Origin of the sequence: Lactococcus sp. LG1074 (assembly GCF_017309525.1) — a bacterium.
GTDB lineage: Bacteria > Bacillota > Bacilli > Lactobacillales > Streptococcaceae > Lactococcus > Lactococcus petauri.
Genome location: NZ_CP071293.1, coordinates 218243 through 233845, shown reverse-complemented (window position 1 = coordinate 233845; position 15603 = coordinate 218243). Strand labels below are relative to the sequence as shown.

Genomic DNA, 15603 nt, shown 5'->3' with positions numbered 1-15603 from the left:
TTTTTTTATTTATTCTAATTCAAGCTCGATTTCTTCTACTCCAGCTGCTTCAACCTTTACTTTTTCATCTGCTTTTGCTGGTTTAGCATCTTCTTTTTCATTTTCTTCATCACTTTCAATCAAACCGTGATTTTGACGTACTTTACGGTCGATTTCATTGAAAATTTCAGGATTATCTTTAAGGAAGGCTTTCGCTTTCTCCGCACCTTGACCGATCTTTTCGTCATTATAGGAGAACCAAGCACCTGCTTTCTTCACAATGCCTTCTTCAACGGCAATTGTTAAGAGTTCACCTGTTTTAGAAATACCTTCACCAAACATGATATCTACTAAAGCAACTTTAAATGGTGGCGCAACTTTGTTTTTAACAACTTTAATCTTCGTCAACTTACCAATGGCTGTTTTGTTGTCACCAGAGCCTTCTTCGATTTTTGTGCTACCACGAACGTCTAAACGTACAGAAGCATAGAATTTCAAAGCACGACCACCAGGCGTTGTTTCTGGGCTACCAAACATAACACCGACTTTTTCACGCAATTGGTTGATAAAAATCGCCGTTGTTTTTGTTTTGTTGATGCCTGCAGCAAGCTTACGCATGGCTTGACTCATCATACGTGCTTGCAAACCAACTGTCGAATCTCCGATTTCACCGTCAATTTCGGCACGTGGTGTCAAAGCAGCAACAGAGTCGACAACAACAAGGTCCACTGCACCAGATTCAATCAATTTCTCAGCAATTTGCAAGCCTTGCTCACCATAGTCAGGTTGTGACAAAAGAAGTTGGTCAATGTCGACACCAATCGCTGCAGCATAGACGGGATCCAAAGCGTGCTCCGCATCGATAAAGGCAGCAATACCACCTTCAGCTTGCACTTGAGCAACCGCATGTAGCGCAACCGTAGTCTTACCAGAACTTTCTGGACCGTAGATTTCGATGATACGACCTTTAGGATAACCACCGGCACCAAGTGCAATATCCAAAGCCAAACTTCCTGAGCTTGTGACTTGAACTTTTTGACTTGCTGCTTCACCCAAACGCATCAAAGAACCTTTACCAAAATCCTTTTCGATGAGATCAAGCGCATCTTTTAAGGCTTTTTCACGTTCTGCACCATATTTTTTTGTGATATCTTCTAATTTTTTCTTTTTCTTTGTAGCCATTATTTTCTCCGTTAATCTCTTGCTCTTTATATTATAGCATTTTTAATTTTGTTTGAAACTGATTGCACCGCATATTTTAGTACGTAAAAAATTGAAGTTTTCACTCTACTTTTTGACAATATGGGCAAAAATGTGATCCACGACCTGCGACCTTTATCTTTTCAATCACTGCTTGCTGGCAATGTGAACAAAGCTGTCCTTGCTTGCCATAAACCATAAGTAACTCCTGCATACTTCCTTCTTTACCCATCGCATTTTTATACGTCCGAATGCTGGATCCCCCACGTTCAACTGCCGTTTGGAGGACTTCAATCGTATAATCATGAATGCGGTGAATTTGAACATCGCTCAAGGCTGAAGCAAGCATTTCAGGATGCACTTGTGAGCGCCAAAGTACCTCATCAACATAGATGTTTCCTAGCCCAGCAACTAAAGTCTGGTCTAAAAGATAAGGTTTTATCTTCTTTTTCGATTTCTTTAGTTTTTCAGCAAAAATCTTCTCATCAAAGGTTTCAAAGCTTGGCTCGGGGCCAATCTTTTTCGAAAGGAAATAACGTTCAACATCCTGACTTTTCAATAATTCCCAAGTGCCAAACTTGCGGACATCAGCATAAACAAGTGTCGCATCTGAAAACTTGACAAAGAGATGATCGTGCTTTTGCTTGACAAACTCCAGCGGTTCCACCCGGTATTTCCCCTCCATACGTAAATGGGAAATCAAGGTCCACTGCCCAAAATCAAAAAGCAAGTACTTGCCACGGCGCTGGATATCTTTGATGACTTGACCTTCAAGTTCTTTTTTTAACTCCTCAAATCCTGTTAAAACCATTCGTGGATATGAACTTTCAATCTCCAATATTTTTTTATTTCTCACCAGCTTTTCCAAGCCTTGGCGTACATTTTCGACTTCTGGTAACTCTGGCATCTGTTTGCAGCATCCTATCCTAATTATTGGGTCTAATAAATGGAGAGTACAGCACACTCATGCAAAAGCCGGAGCTCTTCCCACCCATCAAATATTGAACCTATCAATATTATAGTCTATTTCCTTATTAAAATCAATAGATTATATTGGTTTTTTCGATATAACATAAATTTTTTCTTATAAAGATTTTTCAATAAGATAATTAATAAAAAGACTGCTTAATCCCAGACGAAAACGGGAAATCTCTGAGAGATGACAGAGAAAGTCCATAGCCAGAAGCAATTTCACCTCTTTTTCTAACCATTCATTGGACTGCTCAGTAATTAAAATTGTTGGAATTTCTCGTTTTTTAAAATTATGCAAGGCATTGCGAATAGCTGATGACTTGGCATTTGCTGAGAAGAAAATTACCAAGGATTGGCTGGAAAGTCGCTCAAAAACAGTAATTGTAAGTTCAGAAGCATAAGAAATACGAATTCGCGAGGAGGGGTAGCCTTTTTTTAATAATAAATAAGAAAAGAGTTCCATCAAAATATACTGGCTCTCCGAAGAAGCGCATAAATAAATAGTTGAAGAAGCATTTATCAAACTTTTAAAGTCTATCAGTAAATTTTTTGTGAGCATTGTTTCCAAACTTACCATAGTCTGGGAAAAGTCACAATCAATCTCCTCCCTTTCCTCATGAGGCAAAGACCAATCAAGCGAATACTTAAAATCAGATACTCCCTTAAACCCTAATTTTTGAATAAAGCGTAAAAGAGAAGACTTGGATGTATAGATGCGTTCTGCCATCTGAGTTAGACTAAGCTTAGGAATATCCGCCCGATGTTCAAGCAAAGCCTGATAAGTCTGCTTTTCGTTGTCAGACAAATCGTTCAAATAGGGTCCAATAATTTCTTCTAACCTTGCCAATATCATTTTCCTCCAATCAAGCTTATTTCTGAATTTCCCCATTTTAACTGTTTCGACATTTACTATAGTCTAACAAAAAATTCGTTTTACTGCTTACGGAACTCCTCCTCCAAAAAAAATCTAAGACAAATCCCAAAAGTTTGGGAAAACTTGTCAACCTTAAGAAATGCTCTATATTATGTGTTCAAATTTTTTTATACTGTAAGTATAAAGAGAAAGGGGCAAGAAGGAATGGATAATCTTCACTTGGAGCAGCTTTATAACTTCCGAGACTTTGGAGGCTATGACACAAGAGATGGGAGGAAACTTAAAAAAGGACTTTTGTACCGTTCAGATGAATTCAGTCATTTGACAGAAAAAGATAAACAAAAGCTGGAACAACTACATATAAAAACGGTCATCGACTATCGGAGCTCCGAAGAACGTCAAGGCAACGAAAATAAAGACTTTGGACAAAAACAAACTTTTTATCTTACTCCTGTCGCTGATATCGCAGCCTTAGCTTCGGCAGAATTTGGGGAAATTGATATGGAGGACCAAAGTACATTAACCCCTGACTTGATTAAGTTTTTAATGATTGAGCAAAACCGTACTTTTGTAACTGATCCCTGCTGTAAGGCAGTTTATAAAAGCATGATAGAGATTTATACAAGCCCTGAGAATGGAATAATCGTTCAACATTGCCGCGGGGGAAAAGACCGTACAGGATATGGTGTCGCTCTTTTGCAAGGTCTACTTGGTGTCGAGAAAAAGGACATTCTCAGAGACTACCTCTTAACGAATCTCTATAAAAAAGACAAAAACCAGCAAAGTCTAAAAAAAATTAGAGAAGAAACAGGCAATCTTTCTCTGGTGAAAGCGATGAGTTATTTCAAAAAGGCAGACACAAGATTTCTTGGCACAGCTCTAAACTACATCGAAGAGCAGTATCAAAGCATTGAAAATTACGTAAAAAAAGAACTTTCAATCACAGAAAGTCAAATTCAGTATCTTAAAGAAAGATATTTAGAAAGTCGTGAGGAATTTTAAAAATGGGTAACGTTATGAAGAAAATGAATCAAAAAAAATTTGAAAAAATCAAACATGTTCTTGCATCAACCGCAGGAAAAATGTCCACTAATTTATACATGCGGACGATTTCTGAAGCAATGATGGGGATGATGCCCATTATGATGATTAGTTCTCTTGCTTCACTGCTCAATGCGATTGATTTTTGGGGAATCAAACCCTTTTTCCAGAATATCGGTTTGACAAAGTTTTTTGAGCAGATTAATGCTATGACTATTAGTATTGTCGCTGTTTACGTGGCTATATTGATTTCTTATAAACTAGCAACAAATCTCAAACACGAGCCGCTCAATGCGACATTGGTTGGCTTAATGTCCTTCTTTATCCTAAGCAACTTGTCTGTCGAGGACAAGACACAATTTTTAAATCTTGTAGACCTTGGCTCTGCCGGAATATTCGTTGCCATGATTGGTGGACTAGTCGGAACACGACTCTACATTTTCTTCATTGATAAAAAATTAACCATCAAGATGCCCGAATCCGTACCTTTAGTGGTTCAAAAAACTTTTGAATCTATTGTTCCTGGCGTTCTGGTGGCTGCTATAGTGGGCGGAATCTTCCTCCTCGTTTCGCTTACCTCACAAGGTAATATGATTAATTTAATCAATACACTGCTGCAAAAACCGCTTCTTTCTCTCGGCTCAAATATATTTGCAGTCATGTTTATCGTTGCCTTTATCGAATTAATCTGGTTCTTTGGTATTCATGGCGTACTGGCTGTGTATCCTGTCCTGATGATGGTTTACCAGCAACCTCAGATGGCAAACCTTGAAGCTTACAGCGCCGGACAAGCACTTCCTTTTTTATTCACTACTGGTTTTATTTTAAACAACCGCGGTGCTCGAAGCTTTGCTGTTGCCCTACTCGCCATTTTCAAGTGTAAGTCGGAACAGCTCAAATCAGTAGGTAAGCTTGCGCTTATCCCCTCCATGTTTGGAATATCTGAACCAGTAAAATTCGGACTGCCCCAAATCATGAATGTCCGTATGCTCATTCCACTCATGCTAACACCTGCTGTCTCTGTATTTTCCGCATGGCTATTAACAATCATCGGATTTCTTCCTTATCAAAACGGTGTCAATCTTCCCTCAGGTTTTCCTATTATTTTTGGAGGTTTCTTAACAAATGGCTGGCAAGGGATTGTAGCACAGCTGATACAGTTAATCCTTTGCATACTCATCTATATTCCTTTTATGAAATCACAAGATCTTTCTTATCTGGAAGACGAGAAAACTATATTCCAAGGGGAAAATAAATCCTAAAAATAAAAAAGCAGCTCAAACGAGCCAACTTTTACATATAATCTTCTTTCTTGTAACCAAAGTCAGATAAATCCATCTTACGGTCGCGCCAGTCATTTTTAATCTTGACCCATGTTTCAAGATAAACTTTATCACCCAGCATTAGTTCAATATCACGGCGGGCCAATTTCCCAATCTTACGAATCATATCGCCGCCTTTACCGAGGATTATTCCTTTTTGGCTCTTACGTTCAACAATGATAGTTGCCATGATATGAATTTTACCTGTTTCTTCGTCACGTTTCATCGAATCTGTTGTTACTGCAATGCTATGCGGCACTTCTTCACGTGTCAAAAGCAAGATTTTTTCACGAATCATTTCACTAACTAAAAAGCGTTCTGGATGGTCTGTCACCATATCTTCTGGGAAGTATTGTGGGCCTTCTTCGAGCTTGTTGCTCAATGTTCCGAGTAAACGTTCTGTGTTATTGCCTTGTAGCGCCGAAATTGGCACAACTTCCGCAAAATCCATCTGTGAAGTATAGTCTGAAACAGTTTCAAAAAGTGCATCTGGGTGAACTTTATCAATCTTGTTAACAACCAAAATAACAGGGACATCTGCAGTTTTCAGGCGTTCAATAATCATGTTTTCACCAGTCGAGCGCGGCTCGTCAGCAGCAACCATGAAAAGGACCATGTCACACTCACGAAGCGTAGAATAGGCAGATTGCACCATAAAATCGCCCAAGGCATTATGCGGTTTATGGATACCCGGTGTATCGATAAAGATAATTTGTTCCTTATCTGTCGTATAAATCCCTTGAATTTTATTCCGTGTCGTTTGTGGCTTGTCGCTCATAATCGCTATCTTTTGGCCCATCACATGATTTAAAAATGTTGATTTTCCAACATTGGGACGGCCTAAAATGGCTACAAATCCTGATTTAAAAGTATTATTTGTCATAATGCTATTCTACCATATTTTAGTCTTATATTCTCCCTCTTCTATATTTTCTTGAGGGAAAAGAGAAAGTTTTCAGTGCCTTGATATTAAGTATAGCTCATGCTATAATAAAAATAAGAAAAGGAGCTTGCTACTAACAAGCTCCAATGAGACCGCTTAAGACGGTTGGCATTAGTTAGTCAAAAAATAGACCGAACTGTCCAAAAGTTAGCGGTCTATTTTTTTGTATTCTTTATTATCTCGATAATGAGATGGAGCAGCATCAGGATGAAGCCCGCAAAGGCGAGCATCAAGCTTAAGCTGTTGGAAATACTCAAAAAATCTAGCCTTTCTAGTTTGATAGGGAATTGCCCTGTATCATCGGCATGACCCCTCTTTCTATACTAAGCCAACCGCTTAAAACTCTCTCAGCTTCATTATAGCATAGACGTTGCGCCTTAAAAAGAGCGCTTCTCCTTCTCACTTGTGCTTCTATTCCCCTCGGGAAGCCCTGCAAAACCTTTCTCCTCGGAATTTTACCGCTCTAAAAACTTGGCAGTCAGTAAGCCATATTTGGCACACCATTAAAAAACGGATCAAGTCCTCACTTGCTCCATTTTTTATTTTTAGCTGTTGCTCCTCTTATAGAGTTGGTAAGCAACCCGTAGGAAGATAAGTCCTAGAAGTACCGCACCAACTGCCAGCGTATCGCCAACATCTGGCAAGCGCTCCGTGGTTCGTGGTTTGTCTGCTGGAGGCGCTTGGCTTGGCGGTTGCTTCATTCCCACATAAGTGTTGCGAATGGTAAAACCCTTCCGTGCATCGCCGCTTATCTTTGTCTCATAGCCATTGACAGCCAGCTCTTTAACCTGATAGACAATCTCCTTGCCGTCTGCATCAAAGCGTGGCACATCTTGGAAAATCGCCTGCCAGTCGTTCGCTTGACTGAGCTCAGCTTGCCATCTAGAGCTTGCTCCACTTGTACATGCCAGGTATACTCTGCATTGTCATAGGTCCAGCCTAAAGTATTTCCACGTTTTTCATGTACCGTAAACTCAAAAGTTCCCGCTCGGTCCAAAGAAACCTGAGGAAAAGAAACGCGCCCGCTATTGGTGATATGCACCGTCTGCCCACCCGGATTCATGATAAAGCTGAAGCGTTCGTCCTGTGGTGCAGGATCGCCTATCAGGCGTTTTTCAATCTCTAACTGCGCCTTAACTGGCGGTATCCATGTGTTATGCAGATCGATAGACCCCGCCTTAGTTTTGGTTTGCCAGCCAGAGATTGGCACTTCGCGAATACGATAGTCTATCTCCTCGCCCGCATCGTCAAACTTGGACAAATTTTCGAAGCGGTAAGTCCAGTCCGGACCGGTCACATCGGTCTGACGGACGACCATATCATCTTGCAGGAGCTGTACTGTGATTTGCTCAGGCACTTGCACACTGTCAGGTTTTTCCCAAGTCTTTTGTCCTGAAAGGGAAATGTTTGAGCGGAGATAGCGGTTAGTCTGGCGGACATAGATATTACGATTGCGATGTTCATCCTCCACGCTTCCTGTGCCATACTCAATGCTCTGCTGGCTGAAGCCCGCATCAAAGCTGTCATGCTCGACCACTCGCCAACGGTCGCCCAGCTCCAGCTCGATAGGTACAGAACTCTCACCACTGCGCAGGCGAATCTCCCGGTCTTTCACATCATTGATATAGAGGTCAAACACAAACTCATGGCCTGCGTCATAACCCACACCTTCGACAAGCTTTTGCAAAATCAACTTGGCGCGCTCGGACGGGATACGGTAGTTGGGAAAACGCACGACATGCAAGTCGTTATTATCAGCAGGAACTTCATCAGAGTCGTCAGAGTCATCCGCATCATCATTAGTTTCCATCTCTACTGTCTTTTCCGTCTTATGCGCCTTATTGGCTTGCTCTTCCTTGGGCACATTGACCGTGTGCCCCTTGATTTCTTGTAGGGCTTCGATATAAGAGTCGGTGGAAATTTCTCGCAACCTGTAGGTCAAGCCCGGTGGTAAATCCTGAAAGAGGGCTTTCTGACCGTGGCGCAAGCGAATGATATCGCCTGAGACGAAGTCGATTAAGTCCCCTTCTTTATCGCCTTCCACAATCCTATACTGGAAAGTCCGCCCTTCATGAGGTTCAAGTATCACCTCAAACTCAAAGTATTCTTTGAGGTCGGCAGAATCATCCGAGTAGAGGAACTTGGTAAAGGCAAGTGCTGTAAAGCTTGGCAACTGACCCTCGGGCTGATAGATATTGCGGAAGAGATGGCGGTTCCCCGCTGTATCTGCTACTATCTCCCCACGGATATACTCCGTCTCAGAGACAAAGTCCGTCCTAACTGACTCAATAACCTTATAGGATATGCCGATGGGCAAGTCATGGATAATGAGAATCTCGCCATGACGGAGCTTTATCGTGTCGCCATGCGCAAGCTTGCCTTCACGAATGTCGTCGTCATTCTCCGGATCATCGTCGATTTGGTAGCGGTTTGTGGTATAGCGAAAGCTAGCATCTTCTGGCACATCAGGAAGTTGGATGGTAAATTCAAACTCCAGTAGCTTTTGTTCTTCGGTCACCTCAGAGCCGTCAAAGTTTATCACTTCTTTCTTAATATCAAGCGTGCGTGTCTTACCAAAGTTGGTAAAAGCTACGACAGACGGTGCTTCATGGTTGATATTACCCGAGGTATTATGGGCTTGCCCATGCTGGAAGCCAACTTCCTCCACCTCATAATGTAGGCCGACAGGCAGAGCGCTAAAGACCGCACGCTGTCCGTGGCGGAGCTTCAATGTCTCTCCTGAAGCCAGCTGATGTTCCTCGCCCTCGCCATTGATCTGGTAGCTGTACGTGCCCCCATCAGAGAAGGTCACGCGAAATTCAAACTTTTGCGCGCCTTGCAGCTCGGAAAGCTCGCGCCCGTCGTCGTTTTTCAGTGTCTTTTCGATGATGAGGTCGCCTGAGAGCCGGCGGTTGTAGGCGGTCACGACCGTAGAGCCGTTGGGCGTGCTGGGCTCAACTGTGAAGTCGTAGCGCTTTAGCTCCTGTCCTTGCTGATCCTTATCGGGCGCAAAGCCATAAGGCAGACGGACTTCACGGAAGAAATACCGCCCTGGTGGCAAGGCAACACTTATCCGCCCGTCTGCATCGGTGGTCCTAACCGTACCCACCTGCTCATAAACTTCGGGGTCTTGCTGAGTGATTTCATAGAGGGCAAAGTCGGCGCCGGGGACAGGGATGTTGGTTGTGTTTCCTGCTGTATCTCGCTCCAGCTTGAGTAGCTGGACGGTACGCTTGGCGGTCTGTACCTGTCCATCATTGATGGCGCTTTGTCTGCCGCTGCTCCAAGCCCAGGTTCCTGTTATCCCTGTGGCAAGTAATAACAAACAAAGTAGCGAAAAGAGGACAGGGCGTTTAGCTACCAGTCCGCGAAAAATCTGCTGGAATTTACTCAAAACCTGTCCTCCTTTCTTTAGTGATGTTGTGGGTTAAAATAATTTTAGTCTAATCATGGTGATGCATATAAATCTCTTCTAAGATAGTTCCCATATTACTTACAGAAATATTATTCTGAGTGTCTTCTTCAGCGAAGTCTGTTATCCCATCTGGTGTAGCGGCTGCGAAACCTCCGATAACATGGAGTTTATAAGTCCAGTCCATATCGATGTCTCCAAGACCAGGTTGTCGCACTTTATTGTCTACCAAAAAGCTTGTCGCCTGACCGCCGGCAGCGCTCCCCGGCGTCGCTCCGTCTAAGAAGTCTGCCCAGTAAGCCCAGCCTGTAGCTCGGTCAAACACCCAGAAGTTCCCAACTCTGTCTTCCGCCTCAAGCCCAACCCATTGGTCAAAAGGAATTGGGGCGCGGTCTTGCTCCAAGACTTGTGCTGCTGTATGCTCTTCTTCCGAGTGATTGTGAGGGGCACCTATCATTGCTGGAAGGGCAAATGCTGTGTCTCCTCCAGACCAATAGCCGTCTGTTCCGTCACCGGGATGTGTGATGCCAGGAACAGTTAAAGATAAATCCTGTGCACGTCCGGAAGCCGCAGTTTCATCGCTATTTGGATTGAAGTTAAAGGTTGGCATGTACCACGGACGATTGTCACCACGTGGTGTTGACTGTCCCAGCTGCAAGTGGAAATAATTATCCATAAAATGCAACGGGTTATCTTGCATAGTACGGTGACCAAGCGCCGCAAAGTGCTCTGTATCCCCCTGGGTTAAAGAGGAGTCATAAGCAGGGATGAAGACTGGCCATGTGTCTGGGTCTTCCGGGTCAATGTCTGTGGTTGATTCGGCATTGATTACATTACCATTCTCATCGACAGGGAGACCATTACGCATAAAGAGCTCTGTAAGTTTGACACGTACGAAGACAGGCTCCGTACCAAAGTTCTCGACGAAAACGTCCTTGTTGGATGCCGCTTCATCATCTTGGAAGTAGTCATGGACACGCGCCCCATATTCTGGACGGTTGGTGTCTTCCGTGATATTGAGGACACGCTGTCCGAAGTTGGTAAAGGCGAAAGTTCCACCGATCAGGGCAAGCGCCGCAGCAAGGCCACCAATCTTGAGGAGTTTTTTGGTTCTATCTTTCATAAAATCATAATTCCTTTTCTTTTTTTATTTTTTGAGTGTTGAAACTTTATAGAGACGGTATTTTTCGGTGTGATAGTATCCTCCTTTAGTTGTCTTTTTCTTTAGTTGATGATTTTGTCGAGGAGCGTTTGCGCTGAGGGCGAAACTCCTGTCCAGTCGCCCACATCCTCGGATGTTGCCAAGTCGGACTCGGCATAAAGCCCGTAGTAGGTGTCTTTGTTGTCAAAGTCCACCTCTAGAGCATCCAGTAGAAGACTGGTCGCTGTGCGCTGGGGCAACCATGTCGCCCAGTAAAGCCAACCGTTATCATCATGCACCCAGAAGTTGCCAGTCGGCTTACCTGTGCTCTGCCATTCCTGCAGGGTCATGTAGCCGCCAAAGTCGGACTGGACCGTTGCCTGTGCCACGTGGGTCACATCAGGTATCACCACCTCTACTTCTGCTGCCTTGTCCCAAGTGCGTAAGTCAGACGTATGCTTTTGTCCCTCGCTCCACTGATCGTGCGTGCCGGGCATCGGTATCCCTAAGTCAGTGTTGAATCCTCCTGTCTGCCCTTCACGCCCGTCTCCTGTGGTATTGGACTCGGCACTGTGATTGTTTTGGTTAAAGGTCGGCATGAAGATTTTCGGACGACTATTGTCATCGCCCAGATAGAGCGTGACAAAGTCCGCCATCGTAGAGTTGCTCGCGCGCTCAGGTTTAACAACCGCCCAAGAGCTGTGATCAGTAAGCTGGGCTTGCTCTAAACCTGCACCTTCCAGTGGCCTCGCTTGATTGCCTGTCAGCTCGCCCGCGCCCTGTCCACGCTCCATGTACTCGCTCAGAAGCACTCGAGCCAAGATTTTTCTTGAGGAGAAGTTCTCCACATAGATATCTTTGTTTACTCTACCTGACCCATTGGTCAGATGACCAAAACCCTCAAAGTCATCATGCAAGCGTGCACCGGGCGGTGCTTGATGAAAAGTTATACCCAGCACACGTTGTCCGAAGTTGGTAAAGGCAAAGGTGCCACTCACGCTAAGACTTAATGTTGTCAGAAGAAGGACGAAAATGATATGCCTTTTCTTGTAATGCCACAGAAAGCGCAAGCTTTTTGGGCAGGCTTTGACAGCTAGAGTGCACTTTTGCAAAGCCCATTTCTCAAAAAACTTCGTGCGCTGTTTCATATGTCCGCACCTCGCTTTCTGTCACATCGCGCGTTTGCCGTCCCCCTTTTTTCTTTTTCAACTTCCGCTGTTTCAATGCCAAAAGGATATAGTTGATAATCTCATGGAGCAACAAGGTAGCAATTAACATGACGATAACTGAAACAATCAGATTGTTTCGGATAAAGTGAATGGCGCGCCCCAGCGGATAGCTGGAAAAGATAACCTGCCCGATGATGTTGCTGGCATGGACCATATCGGCATCTTCACGCTGGTTGTCCGTCCTCTTAGTCGTGAAACCTCGCTCACGGGTCCGCAGATGATTTTCCTCGATGCCTGTGATACGGTGGGTCACCACTCGATCGGACTCGGTGATAAAGGTAATATCATCACCGATATCCAGTGTATTAGCATCCACCTGTCGAGTCAGGAGGAAGGTATTTCGTGGATAAACGCTGCGCATAGAGTTAGACAATACAGTCATGGGCGAAAAACCACCTATATTGATGGGCTTACTGGCTTCATCCTGCAAGATTAAGCGTGATTCGACAAAGACCAAAAGCACGATGATGATAAGGTAGAAAAAAGCATTGCTCACAAGGCTAGCGCCTTTTGATTTGGGCTTTGCTGGGTGGTTACTGCCATAATCCTCAAAAGCCAGCTGTGGACTGTGCCGATGATAAAACTCCGAGCGCGCCGCCGGCGATACCGTCATCTGACTGACGACCAGTGTCGGATAACGCCTTGCCTCTTGAGGAAAGGCGGTATAACAATGGTAAGGCTTTTGGGGATCAGTATGTAGCACATCCTTTCCCACAGCTACAGCTGTAGGTGGTTGCTCCTTAACTATGTCGTTGCTGTCGGGCACAACTGCTGGACTTTTGTTGCGCAAGATTTCTGATGGGGCTGATTCTGATGGGGCTGATTCTGATGGGGCTGATTCTGATGGGGCTGATTCTGATGGGGCTGATTCTGATGGGGCATCCTTCAGCCGTGCTTCGCTGGCTGAGAGGATGAGTTCCACTTCATCGAGAAGGTCTTGGATGTCCGGTGAAAATTCAAGAGCATCCAAGGTAAACTTGCCGCCACCACTCAGATCCCAACTTTTCAGCGTATCGAGCGGGTAGGGTGTCTTGTCCATTCCTTTCCTCCTTTCTATCCAAAGTATGATTTCTCTCTTTATATAAATTTTGAGTTACAGATGTATATATATAACATTTCTAATATTTATATAGTTACATTTTAGTTACATAACAATTATATAAAATTAATATTGAAAATAAAAAAGATATGTGAGGATTATGAAAAAAAAAAAAATGAGAGCCTTTGTTGGCTCTCATAAATTTGCGTTTTTGTTTTTGGATACTTCCCTATGAGTTGGGAATATTCTCTCTGCCACAGTTGTAGCTACTCTTATTGACTTTATTTACGCGTTTTGATATACTAAAATAAAAGCTGAGAGCTATTGCCGTAGCTCCCAGCGTAAGTCTTGGAACTCTTGTCTTTAACGTCTCCTGCGAGACGTTTTTTTAATTCTATCAGCTATTGATGAGTCAATTTTGAAACGACCCCAAGCCCTAAGAACTATCGATATCGCAAGAGCAACATAGATAACAAGCATCCCATGCTTTCCTTTCCCTCATAGTGTTAACCTCCCATGTCTTGGATTGTGTGAAGGGCACGCTATTTGTTCCAGTTAAACAGACTTACAAGACAAGCGAGGGATCAATCTCACTTGGCTATGACATTATTATAACATTGTCATGACATATCCTCAAATACTGCTTTACTTTTCCTTTTTTCATATTCGTTCTAAAAAAAAACGCTCAAGACAGCTATTCAAATGCCGTTTTGAGCGTTTTTTCTATTTATTTATCGCCGCGATTACGCATTACGAAGCCAGCTTGTTTTTCGCTACCTTGTGTTTTTGGTTTACGGTCTTTTTTGTAGTAGTCCCGTTTTTTATCGTCACGATCACGCCAGTTGCGTTTCTTGTCGTCGCGGTCACGGTCGCCGCCTTTGCCACGGTAACCGCCCTTGCCATCACGATCGCCACCACGGCCACCGCGGTTGTTGTTACGATCACGTCCATAACGGCCGCCACCTTTGTTGCCGCCTTTACCTTTGCCCTTGAAGCCTTTGCCTTCACCATTAAATGGCAATGGGCGTTCTGCTGTGATTTGGACTTCTGGCATTGTGTCAGGGTCTTTCACACGGCTTTGGATAAGCATAGCAACCAATTCTTTGACATCGTATTCTGCCATGAGTTGTTCTGCATCAGCATCAAATTTTGTCAACTTGCCTTTAAGGCTACCGTCTTGGAGGTCACGTTTGATTTCATCCATGGCAACAGAAAGACTGGCTTGATAAGCATCTTCTTTTGTTGGTGGACGCATGCCCTTCATTTCTTTCTTGGTCAATTTTTCAATGGCACGGAGATAACCCATTTCATTGTAACTAACAAAGGTTACAGAACGACCTGACTTACCGGCACGACCTGTACGACCGATACGGTGAACATAGCTTTCTTGGTCTTGGGTAATGTCGTAGTTGTAAACGTGGGTTACACCTGAGATGTCAAGTCCACGGGCTGCAACGTCAGTAGCAACCAAGATATCCAAGTGGCCACCTTTGAAATCGCGTAAAACGCGTAAACGTTTGTTTTGGTCCAAGTCACCGTGAATACCTTCAGCACGATAACCACGTAATTTCAAACCACGTGTGATTTCATCCACACGACGTTTTGTACGTCCAAAGACAATAGCGAGTTCTGGACGTTCCACATCAAGCAAGCGTGTCAAAACATCGAATTTTTCAAATTCTTTTGTTTTGATAAAGTATTGATCAATACGGTCAGCTGTCATTTCTTTAGCTGCAACTTTGATATGCTCTGGGTTTTTCATGAATTTGACACCGATTTTTTTGATGTCATTTGGCATAGTTGCTGAGAAGAGTAAAGTTTGACGTTCTGCTGGTGTTTTACCAATGATGAATTCAATATCATCAAGGAAACCCATATTAAGCATTTCATCTGCTTCATCAAGAATCAATGTTTCAAGGTGTGAAAGGTCAAGTGCTTTACGTTTAAGCAAGTCAACCATACGTCCCGGTGTGCCGACAACGATATGGGCACCTGAACGCAAAGCTTTGATTTGTTTTTCGATGCTTGAACCACCAAAAACAGTGCGGACTTTAAGCCCTTTAGATTTACCAAAACGGAAAAGTTCTTCTTGTCCTTGAACTGCAAGTTCACGTGTTGGGGCGATTACAAGAGCTTGAATCGCTTTATTTTCTGGATTAATTTTTTCGATTGTTGGAAGGCCAAAAGCGGCTGTTTTACCAGTACCTGTTTGAGCTTGTCCAAGAACGTCACGTCCTGAGAGCGCGAGTTGAATCGTTTGCTCTTGGATTGGCGTTGGTTGCTCATAACCGATAGCTGTAAGCGTCTCGACAATGCCTTCTGAAAGGCCGAGTTCGTTGAATTTCAATTGTTTCACCTATAATTTTCTAAATTTGCCACTGGCAAATATGACGACCAAGCTCGAAAGCTCAGTTACAGGCGAAAAAATCTTTGTCTTAACTCGCCTGAATA

The 15603-nt window shown here is 43.6% G+C and carries 13 protein-coding genes; 2 read left to right on the top strand and 11 right to left on the bottom strand.

Annotated elements, in window-relative coordinates:
• Nucleotides 1–9 precede the first annotated feature (9 nt).
• The 3 genes from recA to J0J36_RS01135 all read right to left on the bottom strand — a co-directional run bounded on the left by recA (nucleotide 10) and on the right by J0J36_RS01135 (nucleotide 3004).
• Nucleotides 10–1161, bottom strand: a complete 1152-nt coding sequence (recA, locus tag J0J36_RS01145; RefSeq protein ID WP_019291389.1) for a recombinase RecA — start codon at nucleotides 1159–1161, stop codon at nucleotides 10–12.
• A gap of 100 nt (nucleotides 1162–1261) precedes the next feature.
• The gene (mutM, locus tag J0J36_RS01140) at nucleotides 1262–2086 is read right to left on the bottom strand and encodes a DNA-formamidopyrimidine glycosylase (RefSeq protein ID WP_019291390.1); all 825 of its coding nucleotides are present in this window, start codon (nucleotides 2084–2086) and stop codon (nucleotides 1262–1264) included.
• 177 nt (nucleotides 2087–2263) lie between these two features.
• Nucleotides 2264–3004, bottom strand: coding sequence for a MurR/RpiR family transcriptional regulator (locus J0J36_RS01135; protein ID WP_019335965.1), 741 nt, complete (start codon nucleotides 3002–3004; stop codon nucleotides 2264–2266).
• Nucleotides 3005–3229: 225 nt separating this feature from the next.
• Here J0J36_RS01135 and J0J36_RS01130 point away from each other — a divergent pair, with 225 nt between their 5' ends.
• Both J0J36_RS01130 and J0J36_RS01125 read left to right on the top strand, forming a co-directional pair.
• Nucleotides 3230–4027: a tyrosine-protein phosphatase gene (locus J0J36_RS01130; RefSeq protein WP_019291392.1), complete on the top strand. Its 798-nt coding sequence runs from the start codon at nucleotides 3230–3232 to the stop codon at nucleotides 4025–4027.
• A gap of 2 nt (nucleotides 4028–4029) precedes the next feature.
• Complete coding sequence (locus J0J36_RS01125) at nucleotides 4030–5328, top strand: PTS sugar transporter subunit IIC (protein WP_019335966.1); 1299 nt, start codon at nucleotides 4030–4032, stop codon at nucleotides 5326–5328.
• A 31-nt stretch (nucleotides 5329–5359) separates the two neighbouring features.
• Here J0J36_RS01125 and era read toward each other — a convergent pair whose 3' ends face one another.
• The 8 genes from era to J0J36_RS01090 all read right to left on the bottom strand — a co-directional run bounded on the left by era (nucleotide 5360) and on the right by J0J36_RS01090 (nucleotide 15499).
• Entirely contained in the window at nucleotides 5360–6271 is a 912-nt protein-coding gene (era, locus tag J0J36_RS01120; protein WP_019291394.1) for a GTPase Era, read from the bottom strand.
• Between the two features lie 215 nt (nucleotides 6272–6486).
• Nucleotides 6487–6588: a putative holin-like toxin gene (locus tag J0J36_RS10700; RefSeq protein WP_080569884.1), complete on the bottom strand. Its 102-nt coding sequence runs from the start codon at nucleotides 6586–6588 to the stop codon at nucleotides 6487–6489.
• Between the two features lie 288 nt (nucleotides 6589–6876).
• Nucleotides 6877–7161 (bottom strand): Cna B-type domain-containing protein, encoded by a 285-nt coding sequence (locus tag J0J36_RS10455; RefSeq protein WP_242520627.1) that lies wholly within the window; start codon nucleotides 7159–7161, stop codon nucleotides 6877–6879.
• Nucleotides 7080–9725, bottom strand: a complete 2646-nt coding sequence (locus J0J36_RS01110; protein ID WP_242520626.1) for a Cna B-type domain-containing protein — start codon at nucleotides 9723–9725, stop codon at nucleotides 7080–7082. Before J0J36_RS01110 ends, J0J36_RS10455 begins: the two co-directional genes overlap by 82 nt.
• A 49-nt stretch (nucleotides 9726–9774) precedes the next feature.
• Nucleotides 9775–10866, bottom strand: coding sequence for a hypothetical protein (locus J0J36_RS01105; RefSeq protein WP_019335968.1), 1092 nt, complete (start codon nucleotides 10864–10866; stop codon nucleotides 9775–9777).
• 101 nt (nucleotides 10867–10967) lie between these two features.
• Complete coding sequence (locus tag J0J36_RS01100; RefSeq protein ID WP_019335969.1) at nucleotides 10968–12032, bottom strand: hypothetical protein; 1065 nt, start codon at nucleotides 12030–12032, stop codon at nucleotides 10968–10970.
• Nucleotides 12007–13152, bottom strand: coding sequence for a signal peptidase I (locus J0J36_RS01095; protein ID WP_206886733.1), 1146 nt, complete (start codon nucleotides 13150–13152; stop codon nucleotides 12007–12009). Before J0J36_RS01095 ends, J0J36_RS01100 begins: the two co-directional genes overlap by 26 nt.
• 727 nt (nucleotides 13153–13879) lie before the next feature.
• Complete coding sequence (locus J0J36_RS01090; protein ID WP_019291400.1) at nucleotides 13880–15499, bottom strand: DEAD/DEAH box helicase; 1620 nt, start codon at nucleotides 15497–15499, stop codon at nucleotides 13880–13882.
• Between the last annotated feature and the right edge of the window lie 104 nt (nucleotides 15500–15603).